Origin of the sequence: Streptomyces spiramyceticus (assembly GCF_028807635.1) — a bacterium.
Taxonomy (GTDB): domain Bacteria; phylum Actinomycetota; class Actinomycetes; order Streptomycetales; family Streptomycetaceae; genus Streptomyces; species Streptomyces spiramyceticus.
The window spans coordinates 5,034,413-5,049,568 of record NZ_JARBAX010000001.1; the positions used below are offsets into that span (position 1 = coordinate 5,034,413).

A 15,156-nucleotide genomic window follows, 5' to 3' on the forward strand; every position below is an offset into this window, starting at 1 on the left:
GGAGTCTCACCCATCGGACGTCTGAGAGGGAGGGTGGCAGTGACCACCGAACTGCGTCGCCTGCGCAACTACATCGACGGAGAGTTCCGCGAAGCCGCCGACGGGCGGACCATCGAGGTGGTCAACCCGGCCACGGGCGAGGTGTACGCCACCTCGCCGCTGTCCGGCCAGGAGGACGTCGACGCCGCCATGGCCGCCGCCGCCAGGGCCTTCCCGGCCTGGCGCGACACCACGCCCGCCGAGCGCCAGAAGGCGCTGCTCAAGATCGCGGACGCGTTCGAGGAGCGCGCCGAGGACCTGATCGCGGCCGAGTCCGAGAACACCGGCAAGCCGCTCGGGCTCACCCGCACCGAGGAAGTCCCGCCGATGGTGGACCAGATCCGCTTCTTCGCGGGCGCGGCACGACTGCTCGAAGGCCGCTCGGCCGGCGAGTACATGGAGGGTCTGACCTCCATCATCCGGCGCGAGCCGGTCGGCGTCTGCGCACAGGTCGCGCCGTGGAACTACCCGATGATGATGGCCGTATGGAAGTTCGCCCCGGCGCTCGCCGCGGGCAACACGGTCGTCCTCAAGCCGTCGGACACGACGCCCGCCTCGACCGTCCTCATGGCCGAGATCATCGGCTCGATCGTCCCCAAGGGCGTTTTCAACGTCGTCTGCGGCGACCGTGAGACCGGCCGCGCGATGGTCGAGCACCCGACCCCGGCGATGGCCTCCATCACCGGTTCCGTACGGGCCGGCATGCAGGTCGCAGAGTCCGCAGCCAAGGACGTCAAGCGCGTCCACCTGGAGCTGGGCGGCAAGGCGCCGGTCGTCGTCTTCGAGGACACGGACATCGCCAAGGCCGTCGAGGACATCTCGGTCGCGGGCTTCTTCAACGCCGGCCAGGACTGTACGGCCGCGACGCGCGTGCTCGTACAGGAGTCGATCCACGACGAGTTCGTCACCGCGCTGGCGAAGGCCGCCGCGGACACGAAGACCGGGCAGCCGGACGACGAGGACGTGCTGTACGGCCCGCTCAACAACGCCAACCAGCTCAAGCAGGTCAGCGGCTTCATCGAGCGCCTGCCCGCCCACGCCAAGGTCGAGTCCGGCGGCCAGCGGGTCGGCGACAAGGGCTACTTCTACGCCCCCACCGTCGTCTCCGGCCTCAAGCAGGACGACGAGATCATCCAGAACGAGGTCTTCGGCCCCGTCATCACCGTCCAGTCCTTCACGGACGAGGCGCAGGCCACCGAGTGGGCCAACGGCGTCGAGTACGCGCTGGCGTCGTCGGTGTGGACCAAGGACCACGCGCGGGCGATGCGCATGTCCAAGAAGCTCGACTTCGGCTGCGTGTGGATCAACACCCACATCCCGCTGGTCGCGGAGATGCCGCACGGTGGCTTCAAGAAGTCCGGTTACGGCAAGGACCTGTCGGCGTACGGCTTCGAGGACTACACGCGCATCAAGCACGTGATGACCTCGATCGAGGGCTGATCAGAACCGGCTGATCAGGACGCTGTTCCACAGGAGCAGGAGCGGGCAATGGACGAACTGTCCATTGCCCGCTTCCGCTGTGCGGCGCGGGGAGGATTTCGCGAAAGCGTGGATTCCGTCGTGCGGCTCCAGCAGACTCGCGATCATGGATGATGACCGCGATCGGCTCAATGCCGCTGTGACGTACGGCCTGTTCGCCGCCTGGGCCCTTCACGACATCGAGGAACTGGCGACGCTGCCGGGGTGGATGCGCGAGAACGTACGCCGGCTGCGCAAGCGGTTCCCGCAGGTCCCCGAGCGGATATGGCAGGCCATGGAGTCCGCGGACGAGCGCGAATTCGCCGTCGCCGTCGGCGTGATGGGCGCAATCGTCGCCTCGGCCGCCGTCGCCGGACACCGCTCCGGCGGGCGCTCCGGCTTCTACCAGTCGACGCTCTACGGCTTCGGGCTGCACGGTCTGGTCCACATGGCCCAGGCCGCCGCCGTACGCGGCTACACCCCCGGTGTCGCCACCTCGCCGCTGGTCGTGGTGCCCTTCTCGCTCTGGGCGCGCGGCCGACTGCGCCGGTCCGGTGTGCTGCGGCCGACGCGGGCGCGGGACGCTGTGCAGGGGTTGGCCCTCGCCGGAGCGGCTACGGCGCTCTCTCATGTGGTCGCGCGGCGAGTGCTCGGGAGGCGGAGGCCGGTGGCGCCGGGGGCGACGTAAAGGGCAGGTAAATGCGGGCGTACGCTGCGGATATGAACGAGGCGAACGCCGTTCTGCGGCGCATACGCGTGTGGTTGGTCTTCTTCATCGTCTGTCTGGTACTGAGCGGGCTGACCGCTTTTCCGCTCGTCACCGAACTGCACTGGCTGGAAAGCCTGCTGAAGTCCTCGGCCTCTCCGGTGCCAGAGCATTTCCCCGCGCTGATGGAGTGGATCGAGCGGGTACGGGTGGGCCTCGACGCCACCGACGCCAAGTACCCCTTCGTCCTGTACGGGACGGACTGGCTGGCCTTCGCGCACCTCGTCATCGCCGTCGCCTTCTACGGCCCGTACCGCGATCCCGTACGCAACATCTGGGTCGTCGAGTTCGGGATGATCGCCTGCGCCGGGATCATCCCCCTCGCGTTGATCTGCGGGCCGATTCGCGGCATTCCCTTCTGGTGGTCGGTCATCGACATGTCCTTCGGGGTCTTCGGCGTCATCCCGCTGTACGTCGTACGCCGCAGAATCAAGCAACTGGAGGCGCTGACCGCGCCGGTCAAGCTCGCGGTCCCCGCAGCAGCCTGAGTCAGCGGCGCAGGGCCAGCACCGTGCCCCTCGTGACGGCCTCCTTGAAACGGGCCGAGGCCCGGCCGGTGAGGATGCCACTGCGTGGTGCATCGTCGGCGCGGGTGAACTGGGTGAGGCCGTCGCGTCGGCCGAGGCTGATGTTCTGCCAGACGTAGCGCAGGCGCAGTGGCTTGGGCGTACGGCCGGTGAGCGTGGCGGCGACGCTGCCCGCGACGTACGCGCCCATCGGCAGCCCCGTCTGGCAGGACATGCGGGATGCGGCGCCACCCGGTCCGTAGGCCGCCGCCGCGTCGCCCGCCGCGAAGACCTCCGGGTGGGAGGTCGAGCGCAGCGTCGCGTCGACCGTGATCAGGCCCCGTGCGTCGACCGCGAAACCGGCCTCGCGGGCCAGGTCCGGTACGCGGAATCCGGCCGCCCACACGACCGCGTCGGCCGGGATCTCGCCGCCGTCGGCGAGGACCAGGCCATGGGCGGCCACTTCGGCAACGCGGGTGTGCTCGCGCACCGCGACGCCGTGCCGGGCCAGGGCGGCGCGGAGATAGCGCCGACCGCGCTCCGACAGCCCGGCGCCGAGCTCGCCGCCGGTGACCAGCTGCACCTTGAGCCCCGGGTACGCCTCGGCCAGCTCGGTGGCAGCCTCGATGCCGGTCAGGCCTGCACCGGTTACGACGAGCGAGCCCTGGCCGCCCGCGCCCGCCGTACGTTCGCGCAGGCGGGCCGCGTCGTCGTAGGTGGCCACCGCCGAGGCGTGCGCGGCGGCGCCCGGAACGGGGACGGTGTCAGCCGCGCTGCCGAGGGCGTAGACGAGGGTGTCGTATCCGATGGCGTACGGAGCGGAGTCGACCCGGACCGTACGGGCGGCGGCGTCGACGGCCGTCACCCGGGCGACGACCAGCTCGATGCCTGTACCGGCGAGGAGCTTGTCCAGCGGCAGCTCCTTCAGCCGCTGGCCGGCGGCGAGCTGGTGCAGGCGTACCCGCTCGACGAAATGGCCTGCGGCGTTGACCAGCGTGATGCGTACGTCGCTGCGGCGCAGCTTGCGGGCCGCGCCCTTTGCGGCGGCCAGTCCGGCGTACCCGGCTCCAAGGACCACGATGTGATGCGTCATGCCTCCTGAACCGGTCGGTGGGCCGACCTGTGACAGCTCCGAGTGTGAAGTGGATCACGCGAGCTGGGTGGCGGCGTAAGCGAGCTTCCCCGGGTTGATGACCGTACGGACCGCGCTGACCCGGCCGTCGCCGACCTCCGGCACGATGACGCCGAGCAGCGTCCGGCCTGCGAAGACGGCGACCGCGGGCTCGCCGTTCGCCTCGGCGTACTCGGCCCTCACCTGCGCCGCCTCGGGCCGCGCCCCCAGCCCCATCAGGTAGCGGACTACCTTCTCGCGTCCAATGATCGGCCGGCGTGCAGCGGACACCTGGCCGCCCCCGTCGGACCAGGCGACCACGTCGTCGGCGAGCAGCTGCTCCAAGCCGGCCACGTCGCCTTCGAGGGTGGCGGCGAAGAAGCGCTCGACGACCTTCTTGCGCTGTGCGTCGTCGACCTCGAAGTGCCTTCGCGGGCGGCCGAGCTGTTCCCGGGCCCGGCGGTGCAGCTGCCGCGAGTTGGCTTCCTCGATGTCGAGGACCTCGGCGATCTCCCGGTGGCTGTGCCCGAACGCCTCGCGCAGTACGAATACCGCGCGCTCGCCCGGAGTGAGCCGCTCCATGAGCGTGAGCAGCGCGAACGACACCGATTCGCGCTGCTCGGCGGTCTCCAGCGGGCCGAGCTCATTGCGGGAGGTGAACACCGGCTCCGGGAGCCAGGGCCCGACGTACAGCTCGCGCTGGGCACGGGCGGAGGTGAGCTGGTTGATGCAGAGGTTCGTCATGACCTTGGTCAGCCAAGCCGCGGGCGTACGGACGGCGGAGCGGTCGGCCTTGCTCCAGCGCAGATACGTGTCCTGTACGACGTCCTCGGCCTCGCTCGCCGAACCGAGCATCCGGTACGCGAGCGAGAACAGCCGGGAGCGGTGCGATTCGAACTCTGAGGCGGCGGCTTCCGTGGTCGTCATGTCCGCAGGATGCCACTCGGGTCGGTCGGGTCAGTTGCTCTGGTTCGATAAGGCGGCGAGGACGATGTTCAACCCGTCAGCTGTGCTGCGTCCATGCTGTGCCCCCCTGCGACAGGATGGCGTGCAGCGCGTCGACGCGGTTGGTGGTGATCGAATCGACGCCGTGCCCGATCAGCCGCCGCATGGTGACCCTCGTGTCGGCGGTCCACGCCGAGACCAGCAGCCCGTCCCTGTGCACCCGCGCGCAGAGGTCCGCATCGACAAGACCGAAGCGGTAGTTGATCCAGCGCGGCTTCACCGCGTCGATCAGAGTGGGCCGCGGCGGGGCCGACGTCGTCCACGTCATGGCGATTTCCGCGCCCGGATCGGCCGCCCGTACGGCGAGCATGGTGTCCGATCCCGCGCAGTAGTACGTCCGCTCCGCCGCACCGCACTCGTGGACGGTGCCGACCACCGTCCGTACCGAAGACGGCGTGGCCCCCGGCAGGTCGATCATCAGGCGGTGCGAGTCCGCCGCGAGGAGCGCTTCGACGAGGGTCGGCACCCCGCCGCCGGACAGCTCGTGCAGCTCGTCCCAGGTGGTGTGCGCGAGCGGCCGGTCGAGGCCCCACAGCCGCTTCAGGGTGGAGTCGTGCAGCAGCACGGGGACACCGTCGCGGGTGAGCCGGACGTCGATCTCGACCGCGTCCGCGCCCCGTTCGGCCGCCGAGCGGATCGAGGCCAGGGTGTTCTCGCGGGCGCGGTACGGATCTCCGCGATGGGCGACGACAGTCACGGTGCGACGCATGCGCCCATTGTCGCCGGTCACGGCTTGCGGGTGAGCCAATCTGTCGCGTATGCATCGATCTCGGCCGTGATGCGTGCCTTGCCCGCCGGGTCGAGGAAGGACGCCTCGACGGCGTTCTTGGCGAGCGCCGCGACGCCCTGCTCGTCCAGGCCGAGCAGGCGGGCCGCCACCCCGTACTCACTGTTGAGGTCGGTTCCGAACATCGGCGGGTCGTCGCTGTTGATGGTGACCAGGACTCCGGCGTCCACCATCTCCTTGATCGGGTGCTCGTCCAGCGTGGCGACCGCGCGGGTCGCGATGTTGGACGTGGGGCACACCTCCAGCGCGATGCGGTGTTCGGCGAGGTGGGCCAGCAGCGCGGGGTCCTTGACGGCGCTGGTGCCGTGGCCGATGCGTTCGGCGCGCAGATCGTTCAGCGCGTCCCAGACGGTCTCCGGGCCGGTCGTCTCACCCGCGTGCGGCACGGAGTGCAGGCCCGCCGCGATCGCGCGGTCGAAGTACGGCTTGAACTGCGGACGCGGTACGCCGATCTCCGGACCGCCGAGACCGAACGAGACCAGCCCCTCCGGGCGCAGGTCCACGGCCAGCCTCGCTGTCTCCTCCGCCGCTTCGAGACCGGCCTCGCCCGGAATGTCGAAGCACCAGCGCAGTACGGTGCCCAGCTCCGCCTCCGCTGCCTTGCGGGCGTCCTCGATCGCCTCCATGAAGGCCTTCTCGTCGATGCCGCGGCGGGTGGAGCTGAACGGCGTGACGGTCAGCTCGGCGTACCGGATGTTCTGCCGGGCCATGTCGCGGGCGACCTCGAAGGTCAGCAGCCGGACGTCCTCCGGGGTGCGGATCAGGTCCACGACGGAGAGATAGACCTCGACGAAGTGCGCGAAGTCGGTGAACGTGAAGTAGTCCGCAAGCGCCTCGGGGTCGGTGGGGACCTTCGAGTCGGGGTGGCGGGCGGCCAGTTCGGCGACGATGCGGGGGGAGGCGGATCCGACGTGGTGCACATGCAGTTCGGCCTTGGGCAGCCCCGCGATGAAGGGGTGCAGATCGGTCATCGGATCCTCCGGAGTACGGGCTGGCTGGGTGGTTCAGGGATCATCGTAGGCGGGCGGTACCGGCCGGAACGCAGGCCGTAGCATGGCGGAACCACGATGGGGGAGACACATGTCAGACAACGCGCAGCACCCCTCGGGACCGCCGCCCGAGCGGTCGCGGGACCCCTGGGCCCCGCCGGAGCAGCCGGCGCAGAAGGTACCGCTGGACAAGCCGGCGGGCGGGGGATCTCCGGTTCACGATCAGCAGACGGTTACCTCGATGCCGGTCTCGGGACCAGGGCCAGAGCCGGGGCCGGGTGCGGGTACGGGTACGGGCGCGGTGCCGCCGCCCCCGGTCTCACCGGCGGGCCCCGCGCCGGCCGCCCCGGGCGCCTACGGCTACCCGGCGTACGCCACGCCGCAGACCCCCGCGCCGTACAACGCCGGGGGTTATCCCGGATACCCCGGTTACGCGGGCCAGACCGGCTGGGCCGGTCAGCAGGGCCCGGCGAACGGCTTCGGGATCACCGCGATGGTGCTCGGCATCATCGCCGTCACATTCTTCTGCGCGTACGGGCTGGGGATCATCCTCGGCATCCTCGCGCTGATCTTCGGCATTCTGGGCCGCAAGCGCGTGCAGCGGGGCGAGGCGACGAACAACGGCATGGCGGTGGCCGGAATCATCCTGGGCATTGTGGGCTTCGTGCTCAGTGCGGTGTTCATCGGGTTCATCGTCTGGGCGATTGTCGAGGGGCAGAACCAGAGGGATCGCGAGGCGGACGAGTACGACCCGTACGCGAATTCTTCGCTGGTGGTCGACGACGTGCGCTAGCGCGGGCGTTCACGACCCCCGGCCCCCGGCGCCACGGCGTGTCGGGGGCCCTTTACTTCCCCACCCCGCCCCTTCCCGAACTGGGGCGCTGCCCCAGACCACGCTCCTCAAACGCCGGAGGGGCTGAAAGATTCCGCCCGTCCGGGGGTCTGGGGGCTTGCCCCCAGCTTCGGGAAGGGGCGGGTAGGGGAACAGCGCCGCAGGCAGCCCGCGCACACGCACCCGCACCCCCGCACCCGCACTCGCATCGCCATCACGTCGCCCCCGCCCACGCCACGGACACTCCGTACCGTCATCCACCGGCCAACGCGACACATGGTCGACCGATTCCGTCGCGTAACCAAAAGGCAACAACGGAATCACTTGTTGGCGATGGATCCCTCTGTCAGGATCGGCACTCAATTCGAGCTGGGACAACGGAGAGCGCCATGGTCAACCGCCTTCAGGTGCAGGACCGATTCGCGGACGGTGCGCAGTTCATCGGCGGACAGCTGCGGGCCGGCACCTCGGGCCGTACGCACGCCGTCGTGAACCCCGCGACCGGCGAGAAGGTCTACGAGTACGAGCTGGCCGGCACCGCCGATGTCGACGCGGCGGTCGCCGCCGCGAGCGCGGCGTTCCCCGGATGGGCCGCCACCACGCCCGGCGAGCGCTCCGAGGCGATGCACCGCTTCGCCGCCGTACTGGCCGAGCAGGCCGAGGACTTCGCGTACGCCGAGTCGCTCCAGTGCGGCAAGCCGATCAAGCTGACCACCGAGTTCGACGTGCCCGGCAGCGTCGACAACACCGCCTTCTTCGCGGGCGCGGCCCGGCACTTGGAGGGCAAGTCGGCCGGCGAGTACTCCGGCGACCACACCTCCTACGTACGGCGCGAGCCGATCGGTGTCGTCGGCTCCATCGCGCCCTGGAACTACCCCCTCCAGATGGCCGCCTGGAAGGTGCTGCCCGCGATCGCCGCAGGCAACACCATCGTCCTGAAGCCCGCCGAAATCACGCCGCTGACCTCGATCATGTTCGCCCAGGCGGCCAAGGACGCCGGCATCCCGGACGGCGTCGTCAATGTCGTCACCGGAGCCGGCAAGGACGTGGGCGAGCACCTTGTCGGGCATCCGGACGTTGTCATGACCTCCTTCACCGGGTCGACCGCCGTCGGCAAGCGCGTCGCCGAGATCGCCACCTCCACCGTCAAGCGCCTCCACCTCGAACTCGGCGGCAAGGCCCCCTTCGTGGTCTTCGACGACGCCGACCTGGAGGCCGCCGTGCACGGCGCGGTCGCCGGCTCGCTGATCAACACCGGTCAGGACTGCACCGCCGCCACCCGCGCCTACGTCCAGCGGCCGCTCTACGACGCCTTCGTCGCGGGCGTCGCCGAGCTGATGGAGAGCGTCCGGCTCGGTGACCCGTTCGATCCGTCCACCGACCTCGGGCCGCTGATCAGCCACGCCCAGCGCGACCGGGTCGCCGGCTTCGTCGAGCGGGCCCGTTCGTACGCCCGCGTCGTGACCGGCGGCGAAGCGCCCGGGGGAGACCTCGCCAAGGGCGCGTACTACCGGCCCACCCTCGTCGCCGACGCCCCCCAGGACAGCGAGATCGTCCAGGCCGAGATCTTCGGGCCGGTCCTCGTCGTGCTGCCCTTCGACACCGACGACGAAGGCATCGAGCTCGCCAACGACACCCCGTACGGGCTCGCCGCCTCCGCCTGGACCCGCGACGTGTTCCGGGCGAACCGCGCCACCCGCGACATCAAGGCGGGCTGTGTGTGGGTCAACGACCACATCCCGATCATCAGCGAGATGCCGCACGGAGGTTACAAGGCCAGCGGCTTCGGCAAGGACATGTCGGCGTACTCCTTCGAGGAGTACACGCAGGTCAAGCATGTGATGTACGACAACACGGCGGTCGCCCGCAAGGACTGGCACCGCACGATTTTCGGGGACCGATAAGCAGAGGCCGACCGACCACGGCCGTACCCACCCGAAGGGCACTTTCGCATGGAGCAGTACAACACCGACAGCCTCTCCGCGGCCCAAATAGCCGCCATGCGACGCAGCATGGCGAACGGCAGGGGTGCGCTCACCCGCCGTTCAATGCTGCGAGCCTCAGGCGTCGGCGCGCTCGCCATCGGCGGCCTCGGCGCGCTGAACGGCTGCGGTATCCCGCCCGCCAAGCGGGAGGACGAGGGACCGGCTTCCGACGACGTTTCGGCCACCGAGAAGCACATGACCTTCTCCAACTGGACCGAGTACATGGACGTCAGTGAGGACGAGAAGAGCCGTCCGACCCTGGAGGCGTTCACCAAGCGCACCGGGATCAAGGTCAAGTACACCGAGGACATCAACGACAACGTCGAATTCTTCGGAAAGATCAAGCCGCAGCTCGCGGCCGGCCAGGACACCGGACGCGACCTCATCTGCGTGACCGACTGGCTGGCCGCCCGGATGATCCGGCTGGGCTGGGCGCAAAAGCTCGACCCTGCGAACCTGCCGCACGCGTCCGCCAATCTCTCCGCCCAGTTCCGCAGCCCCGACTGGGATCCGGGCCGGGCCCACTCCTACCCCTGGACCGGCATCTCGACGGTCATCGCCTACAACTCCAAGGCGACCGGCGGCCGCAAGGTCGACTCCGTCACCCAGATGCTGGACGACCCCAAGCTCAAGGGCCGGGTCGGCTTCCTCACCGAGATGCGCGACTCGATCGGCATGACCCTGCTCGACATGGGCAAGGACCCGGGGAAGTTCACCGACGCCGAGTACGACGCCGCGCTCGGCCGCCTCCAGAAGGGCGTCGACAAGAAGCAGATCCGCCGCTTCACCGGCAACGACTACATCTCGGACCTCGACTCGGGCGACCTCGCCGCCTGTCTCGCCTGGGCCGGTGACGTCATCCAGCTGCAGGCCGACAACCCAGACATCAAGTTCGCGATCCCATCGGCCGGTTACATCACCTCCAGCGACAACCTGCTGGTCCCGGCCAAGGCGCGGCACAAGAGCAATGCCGAGAAGCTCATCGATTACTACTACGAGCTCCCGGTCGCCGCGCAGCTGGCCGCGTACATCAACTACGTCTGCCCGGTCGAGGGTGTACGCGACGAACTCAAGAAGATCGACCCCGAACTGGCCACGAACACGCTGATCCTCCCGGACAAGGCCATGGCCGCAAAGTCCCGCGCCTTCCGCGCACTCAGCAGCAAGGAAGAGACGGCGTACGAAGAGAAGTTCGCCAAGCTCATCGGCGCGTAGCGCCCGCGCGGCGGGGCCTTCGAGGGCCGGGCGCCGCTCTCCAGCAGAAGCGCTGGGAGAGCGGCCCCGACCCGACCGGATCCGCCTTCTCCCTGGACCTCCTCAGCCCCCTCAACGCCGGGAACCATCCATGACACAGACCAGCGGCGGCGACGTCCGCCTCTCGGGGATCAGCAAGACCTACGGCTCCTTCACGGCCGTACATCCCCTCGACCTGACCATTCCACAGGGCTCGTTCTTCGCCCTGCTCGGCGCGTCGGGCTGCGGCAAGACCACCACCCTGCGGATGATCGCGGGTCTGGAGGACCCGACGACGGGCACGGTCTCGCTCGGCGACAAGGACGTCACCGACCTCCAGCCGTACAAACGCCCCGTCAACACCGTCTTCCAGAGCTACGCGCTCTTCCCGCACCTCGACGTCTCCGAGAACATCGCATTCGGCCTGCGCCGTCGCGGCATCAAGTCGGTGAAGAAGCAGGTCGACGACATGCTCGACCTCGTCGAGCTCGGCGCGTTCGCCCACCGCAAGCCGCACCAGCTCTCCGGCGGCCAGCAGCAGCGCGTGGCCGTCGCCCGCGCGCTCATCAACCACCCCCAGGTCCTGCTCCTCGACGAGCCGCTGGGCGCCCTCGACCTCAAGCTGCGCCGCCAGATGCAGCTGGAGCTCAAGCGCATCCAGACGGAGGTCGGCATCACCTTCGTGCACGTCACCCACGACCAGGAGGAGGCCATGACCATGGCCGACCAGGTCGCGGTGATGAACGGCGGCCGTGTCGAGCAGCTCGGCGCCCCCGCCGATCTGTACGAGAACCCGAAGACGACCTTCGTCGCCAACTTCCTCGGTACGTCCAACCTCATCGAGGCCGAGGTCGTCGAGACCTCGGGCGACACCATCGTGGTCACCTGCGGCGGCTCCAAGCTGCGGCTGCCCGACGAGCGGTGTTCGGCGCAGACCCACAGCGGCGGCAAGCTGCTCGTCGGCGTACGCCCGGAGAAGGTCTCGATCGCCCACGCCGACGACGCCGGCAGCATCGCCGACGGGCGCAACAAGATCAGCGGCCGGATCGTCGCCTCCAGCTTCATCGGCGTCTCGACGCAGTTCATCTCCAACAGCCCGGCCTGCCCGGACTTCGAGGTGTACGTCCAGAACATAGAACGCGACTCACGCCTGGCCCCTGGCGCCGAGGTCGTCATGCACTGGAACCCGGCGCACACCTTCGGTCTGGACGCGGATCAGGACATCGATGCGGGCGTGGAGACGGTGGAGGAGGGCGCGTGACCGTCACCGACGCGCCACCTTTGGCGCCTTCGCCGGCCCAGCCGCCGGTCCGCAAAGCTTCGACCCGCAGGCGGCTTGTACCGTACTGGCTGCTGCTGCCGGGCATCCTGTGGCTGATCGTCTTCTTCGCGCTGCCGCTGGCATACCAGGCGTCGACCTCCGTGCAGACCGGCTCCCTGGAGACGGGCTTCCAGGTCACCTGGCACTTCCAGACGTACTGGGAAGCGCTGCAGGAGTACTACCCGCAGTTCGTACGGTCGCTGCTGTACGCCGGCACCGCCACCTTGCTGTGTCTGCTGCTCGGCTATCCGCTCGCGTACATGATCGCCTTCAAGGCGGGCCGCTGGCGCAATTTCCTCCTGGTCCTGGTCATTGCGCCGTTCTTCACCAGCTTCCTGATCCGTACTCTCGCGTGGAAGACGATCCTCGCGGACAGCGGTCCGGTGGTGGATGTGCTGAACACTCTGCACGTCCTGGACGTCACCAGCTGGCTCGGCTGGACCGACGGCAGCCGCGTGCTGGCCACGCCGCTGGCCGTGGTCTGCGGCCTGACGTACAACTTCTTGCCCTTCATGATCCTGCCGCTCTACACCTCGCTCGAGCGCATCGACGGCAGGCTGCACGAGGCGGCCGGCGACCTGTACGCCACCCCGGCCACCACCTTCCGCAAGGTGACCTTCCCGCTCTCCATGCCGGGTGTCGTCTCGGGCACGCTGCTCACCTTCATCCCCGCGAGCGGTGACTACATCAACGCGGAACTGCTCGGCTCGACCGACACGAAAATGGTCGGCAGCGTCATTCAGTCGCAATTCCTTCGGGTGCTCGACTATCCGACGGCGGCCGCGCTTTCCTTCATCCTGATGGCGATCGTGCTTGCCATGGTCACCGTGTACATCCGCAAGTCCGGGACGGAGGATCTGGTCTGATGCGTTGGATACGACGTAATCTTCTCGTCATCGCGGGGCTCCTGACGCTCGCTTACATGATCCTGCCGAACATCGTCGTCATGGTGTTCTCATTCAACAAGCCGCAGGGGCGCTTCAATTACGCCTGGCAGCAATTCTCCCTGGACGCGTGGAAGGACCCGTGCGGCGTCGCAGACCTGTGCGATTCGCTCTCCCTCTCGTTCCAGATTGCCGCCTGGGCGACGGTCGGGGCCACCGTGCTCGGCACGTTGATCGCCTTTGCTCTGGTCCGCTACCGTTTCCGGGCGCGCGGCGCGATCAACTCGCTGATCTTCCTGCCGATGGCCATGCCCGAGGTCGTCATGGCCGCCTCGCTGCTGACACTCTTCCTCAACATGGGTGCTGAGCTGGGCTTCTGGACCGTCCTCATCGCGCACATCATGTTCTGCCTGAGCTTTGTCGTGGTGGCGGTCAAGGCGCGCGTGATGTCGATGGACCCGCGTCTCGAAGAGGCCGCGCGTGATCTTTACGCCGGTCCCGTGCAGACCTTTGTACGGGTGACCCTGCCGATCGCCGCACCCGGAATCGCCGCGGGAGCGCTGCTCGCCTTTGCGCTCTCCTTCGACGATTTCATCATCACCAATTTCAATTCGGGCTCGACCGTGACGTTCCCCATGTTCGTCTGGGGATCGGCGCAGCGCGGCACACCCGTACAGATCAACGTCATCGGTACGGCCATGTTCGTCATCGCCGTAGTGATGGTTCTCGCCGGCCAGTTCCTGTCGAGCCGGCGGAAGAACAACGCACAACCGCAGTAAGCCCTGAAGGAGTTGGAAACCATGGCCCCAGTTGCCATGCGTACTGCTGCACAATCCCTTTCCGACGCACAGCCCGTCTCGTTCTGGCTGGACGGCCCGGACAAGCCCGCACCACAGCCCGCCCTCACCGGCGACGAGCGCTGCGATCTGCTCGTCATCGGCGGCGGTTACAGCGGGCTGTGGACCGCGCTCCTCGCGAAGGAGCGCGATCCCCAGCGGGATGTCGTACTGATAGAGGGGCACGAGGTGGGCTGGGCCGCCTCGGGCCGCAACGGCGGATTCTGCGCCGCCTCCCTCACCCACGGGCTGGGCAACGGAATCTCCCGCTGGCCGGGCGAGCTCGCACAACTGGAGGAGCTCGGCGAGCGGAACCTGGACGCGATCGAGGCGGCCGTGGCGGCGTACGGCATCGACTGCGACTTCGAGCGCACCGGTGAGATCGACGTCGCCACCGAGCCGCACCAGCTCGCCGAACTCCACGAGATGTACGACGAGGCGCACAAGCTCGGCTTCACCGGCCTCGAACTCCTCGACCGGGACGCGGTACGCGCCGAAGTCGACTCCCCGACCTTCCTCGGCGGACTGTGGGACCGGCGCGGCGTCGCCATGCTGCACCCGGCGAAGCTGGCCTGGGGACTCAAGCAGGCGTGCCTCGGTCTGGGCGTACGGATCTACGAGCACACCCGGGGCCTCGACCTGGCCCCGGCCGGGGCGGGCATGGCCGTACGCACCCCGTACGGCCGGGTCTTCGCCCGCCGCGTCGCGCTCGGCACCAACATCTTCCCGTCGCTGGTCAAGCGCGTCCGCCCGTACACCGTCCCGGTCTACGACTACGCGCTGATGACCGAGCCGCTCACCGACGAGCAGCTCGCCTCCATCGGCTGGAAGAACCGGCAGGGACTGGGCGACAGCGCCAACCAGTTCCACTACTTCCGCCTCAGCGCCGACAACCGCATCCTGTGGGGCGGTTACGACGCCATCTATCCCTTCGGCGGCAAGCTGAACGCCGAACTGGACCACCGCCCGGAGACGTACCTCAAGCTCGCCGGCCACTTCTTCCACTGCTTCCCGCAGCTGGAGGGCGTGCGCTTCAGCCATGCGTGGGGCGGCGCGATCGACACGTGCTCGCGCTTCTCCGCCTTCTTCGGCACGGCGCACGCGGGGAAGGTGGCGTACGCCGCCGGGTACACGGGGCTCGGCGTCGGCTCCACCCGCTTCGGCGCCGACGTCATGCTCGACCTGCTCGCGGGTGAGCGCACCGAGCGGACCGAGCTGGAGATGGTGCGCAGCAAGCCGCTGCCGTTCCCGCCGGAGCCGTTCGCCTGGGCGGGCATCGGCATCACCAAGTGGTCGCTGGCCCGTTACGACGCCAACGGCGGGCGCAGCAACGTGTGGCTGAAGACCATGGACAAGCTGGGCCTGGGATTCGACAGCTGACAGGCCGAGTGCGCCCGGCGCACA

At 68.8% G+C, this 15,156-nt stretch carries 15 protein-coding genes; 10 read left to right on the forward strand and 5 right to left on the reverse strand.

Translation table 11 applies throughout. The features are described 5' to 3' along the window. The first annotated feature begins 39 nt into the window (after positions 1-39). Entirely contained in the window at positions 40-1,479 is a 1,440-nt protein-coding gene (locus tag PXH83_RS23260; RefSeq protein WP_274562489.1) for a gamma-aminobutyraldehyde dehydrogenase, read from the forward strand. Here the strand turns inward: PXH83_RS23260 and PXH83_RS23265 are convergent, their stop codons facing one another. Further along, a complete protein-coding gene (locus PXH83_RS23265) occupies positions 1,480-1,626 on the reverse strand; it encodes a hypothetical protein (RefSeq protein ID WP_274562490.1) in 147 nt (48 codons plus the stop codon). It lies immediately after the preceding gene. Here PXH83_RS23265 and PXH83_RS23270 point away from each other — a divergent pair. Together PXH83_RS23270 and PXH83_RS23275 are read left to right on the forward strand one after the other, a co-directional pair. Further along, complete coding sequence (locus PXH83_RS23270) at positions 1,625-2,185, forward strand: HXXEE domain-containing protein (RefSeq protein ID WP_274562491.1); 561 nt, start codon at positions 1,625-1,627, stop codon at positions 2,183-2,185. The two genes, PXH83_RS23265 and PXH83_RS23270, sit on opposite strands and share 2 nt — an antisense overlap. A gap of 32 nt (positions 2,186-2,217) precedes the next feature. After that, positions 2,218-2,751 (forward strand): hypothetical protein, encoded by a 534-nt coding sequence (locus PXH83_RS23275; protein ID WP_274562492.1) that lies wholly within the window; start codon positions 2,218-2,220, stop codon positions 2,749-2,751. Position 2,752: 1 nt separating this feature from the next. Here the strand turns inward: PXH83_RS23275 and PXH83_RS23280 are convergent, their stop codons facing one another. The 4 genes from PXH83_RS23280 to PXH83_RS23295 all read right to left on the reverse strand — a co-directional run bounded on the left by PXH83_RS23280 (position 2,753) and on the right by PXH83_RS23295 (position 6,643). Then, positions 2,753-3,862: an NAD(P)/FAD-dependent oxidoreductase gene (locus tag PXH83_RS23280; RefSeq protein ID WP_274562494.1), complete on the reverse strand. Its 1,110-nt coding sequence runs from the start codon at positions 3,860-3,862 to the stop codon at positions 2,753-2,755. A 54-nt stretch (positions 3,863-3,916) separates the two neighbouring features. Then, positions 3,917-4,807: an RNA polymerase sigma-70 factor gene (locus tag PXH83_RS23285; protein WP_274562496.1), complete on the reverse strand. Its 891-nt coding sequence runs from the start codon at positions 4,805-4,807 to the stop codon at positions 3,917-3,919. 76 nt (positions 4,808-4,883) lie between these two features. Next, a complete protein-coding gene (locus PXH83_RS23290; protein WP_274562498.1) occupies positions 4,884-5,594 on the reverse strand; it encodes a glycerophosphodiester phosphodiesterase in 711 nt (236 codons plus the stop codon). A gap of 17 nt (positions 5,595-5,611) precedes the next feature. Next, positions 5,612-6,643 (reverse strand): adenosine deaminase, encoded by a 1,032-nt coding sequence (locus tag PXH83_RS23295; protein ID WP_274562499.1) that lies wholly within the window; start codon positions 6,641-6,643, stop codon positions 5,612-5,614. Positions 6,644-6,752: 109 nt separating this feature from the next. On the opposite strand from PXH83_RS23295, the gene PXH83_RS23300 reads away from it, so the two are divergent. From PXH83_RS23300 to PXH83_RS23330, 7 genes are all read left to right on the forward strand, one after another. Next, positions 6,753-7,454: a DUF4190 domain-containing protein gene (locus tag PXH83_RS23300; RefSeq protein ID WP_274562500.1), complete on the forward strand. Its 702-nt coding sequence runs from the start codon at positions 6,753-6,755 to the stop codon at positions 7,452-7,454. Between the two features lie 428 nt (positions 7,455-7,882). Next, positions 7,883-9,397: a gamma-aminobutyraldehyde dehydrogenase gene (locus tag PXH83_RS23305; protein WP_274562501.1), complete on the forward strand. Its 1,515-nt coding sequence runs from the start codon at positions 7,883-7,885 to the stop codon at positions 9,395-9,397. 48 nt (positions 9,398-9,445) lie between these two features. Next, entirely contained in the window at positions 9,446-10,693 is a 1,248-nt protein-coding gene (locus tag PXH83_RS23310; protein WP_274562502.1) for a polyamine ABC transporter substrate-binding protein, read from the forward strand. Between the two features lie 130 nt (positions 10,694-10,823). Next, a complete protein-coding gene (locus PXH83_RS23315; protein WP_274562503.1) occupies positions 10,824-11,972 on the forward strand; it encodes an ABC transporter ATP-binding protein in 1,149 nt (382 codons plus the stop codon). Then, positions 11,969-12,898 (forward strand): ABC transporter permease, encoded by a 930-nt coding sequence (locus tag PXH83_RS23320; RefSeq protein ID WP_274562504.1) that lies wholly within the window; start codon positions 11,969-11,971, stop codon positions 12,896-12,898. The genes PXH83_RS23315 and PXH83_RS23320 overlap by 4 nt, the downstream gene beginning before the upstream one ends. Further along, a complete protein-coding gene (locus PXH83_RS23325; RefSeq protein WP_274562505.1) occupies positions 12,898-13,695 on the forward strand; it encodes an ABC transporter permease in 798 nt (265 codons plus the stop codon). The genes PXH83_RS23320 and PXH83_RS23325 overlap by 1 nt, the downstream gene beginning before the upstream one ends. A 21-nt stretch (positions 13,696-13,716) precedes the next feature. Further along, the gene (locus PXH83_RS23330) at positions 13,717-15,132 is read left to right on the forward strand and encodes an NAD(P)/FAD-dependent oxidoreductase (RefSeq protein ID WP_274562506.1); all 1,416 of its coding nucleotides are present in this window, start codon (positions 13,717-13,719) and stop codon (positions 15,130-15,132) included. The last annotated feature ends 24 nt before the right edge of the window (positions 15,133-15,156 follow it).

Coding starts and splice junctions, on each gene's coding strand:
- PXH83_RS23270 (WP_274562491.1), top strand. CDS start 1,625: ATGGATGATGACCGCGATCGGCTCAATGCCGCTGTGACGTACGGCCTG.
- PXH83_RS23265 (WP_274562490.1), bottom strand. CDS start 1,626: ATGATCGCGAGTCTGCTGGAGCCGCACGACGGAATCCACGCTTTCGCG.
- PXH83_RS23275 (WP_274562492.1), top strand. CDS start 2,218: ATGAACGAGGCGAACGCCGTTCTGCGGCGCATACGCGTGTGGTTGGTC.
- PXH83_RS23280 (WP_274562494.1), bottom strand. CDS start 3,862: ATGACGCATCACATCGTGGTCCTTGGAGCCGGGTACGCCGGACTGGCC.
- PXH83_RS23285 (WP_274562496.1), bottom strand. CDS start 4,807: ATGACGACCACGGAAGCCGCCGCCTCAGAGTTCGAATCGCACCGCTCC.
- PXH83_RS23290 (WP_274562498.1), bottom strand. CDS start 5,594: ATGCGTCGCACCGTGACTGTCGTCGCCCATCGCGGAGATCCGTACCGC.
- PXH83_RS23295 (WP_274562499.1), bottom strand. CDS start 6,643: ATGACCGATCTGCACCCCTTCATCGCGGGGCTGCCCAAGGCCGAACTG.
- PXH83_RS23300 (WP_274562500.1), top strand. CDS start 6,753: ATGTCAGACAACGCGCAGCACCCCTCGGGACCGCCGCCCGAGCGGTCG.
- PXH83_RS23305 (WP_274562501.1), top strand. CDS start 7,883: ATGGTCAACCGCCTTCAGGTGCAGGACCGATTCGCGGACGGTGCGCAG.
- PXH83_RS23310 (WP_274562502.1), top strand. CDS start 9,446: ATGGAGCAGTACAACACCGACAGCCTCTCCGCGGCCCAAATAGCCGCC.
- PXH83_RS23315 (WP_274562503.1), top strand. CDS start 10,824: ATGACACAGACCAGCGGCGGCGACGTCCGCCTCTCGGGGATCAGCAAG.
- PXH83_RS23325 (WP_274562505.1), top strand. CDS start 12,898: ATGCGTTGGATACGACGTAATCTTCTCGTCATCGCGGGGCTCCTGACG.
- PXH83_RS23330 (WP_274562506.1), top strand. CDS start 13,717: ATGGCCCCAGTTGCCATGCGTACTGCTGCACAATCCCTTTCCGACGCA.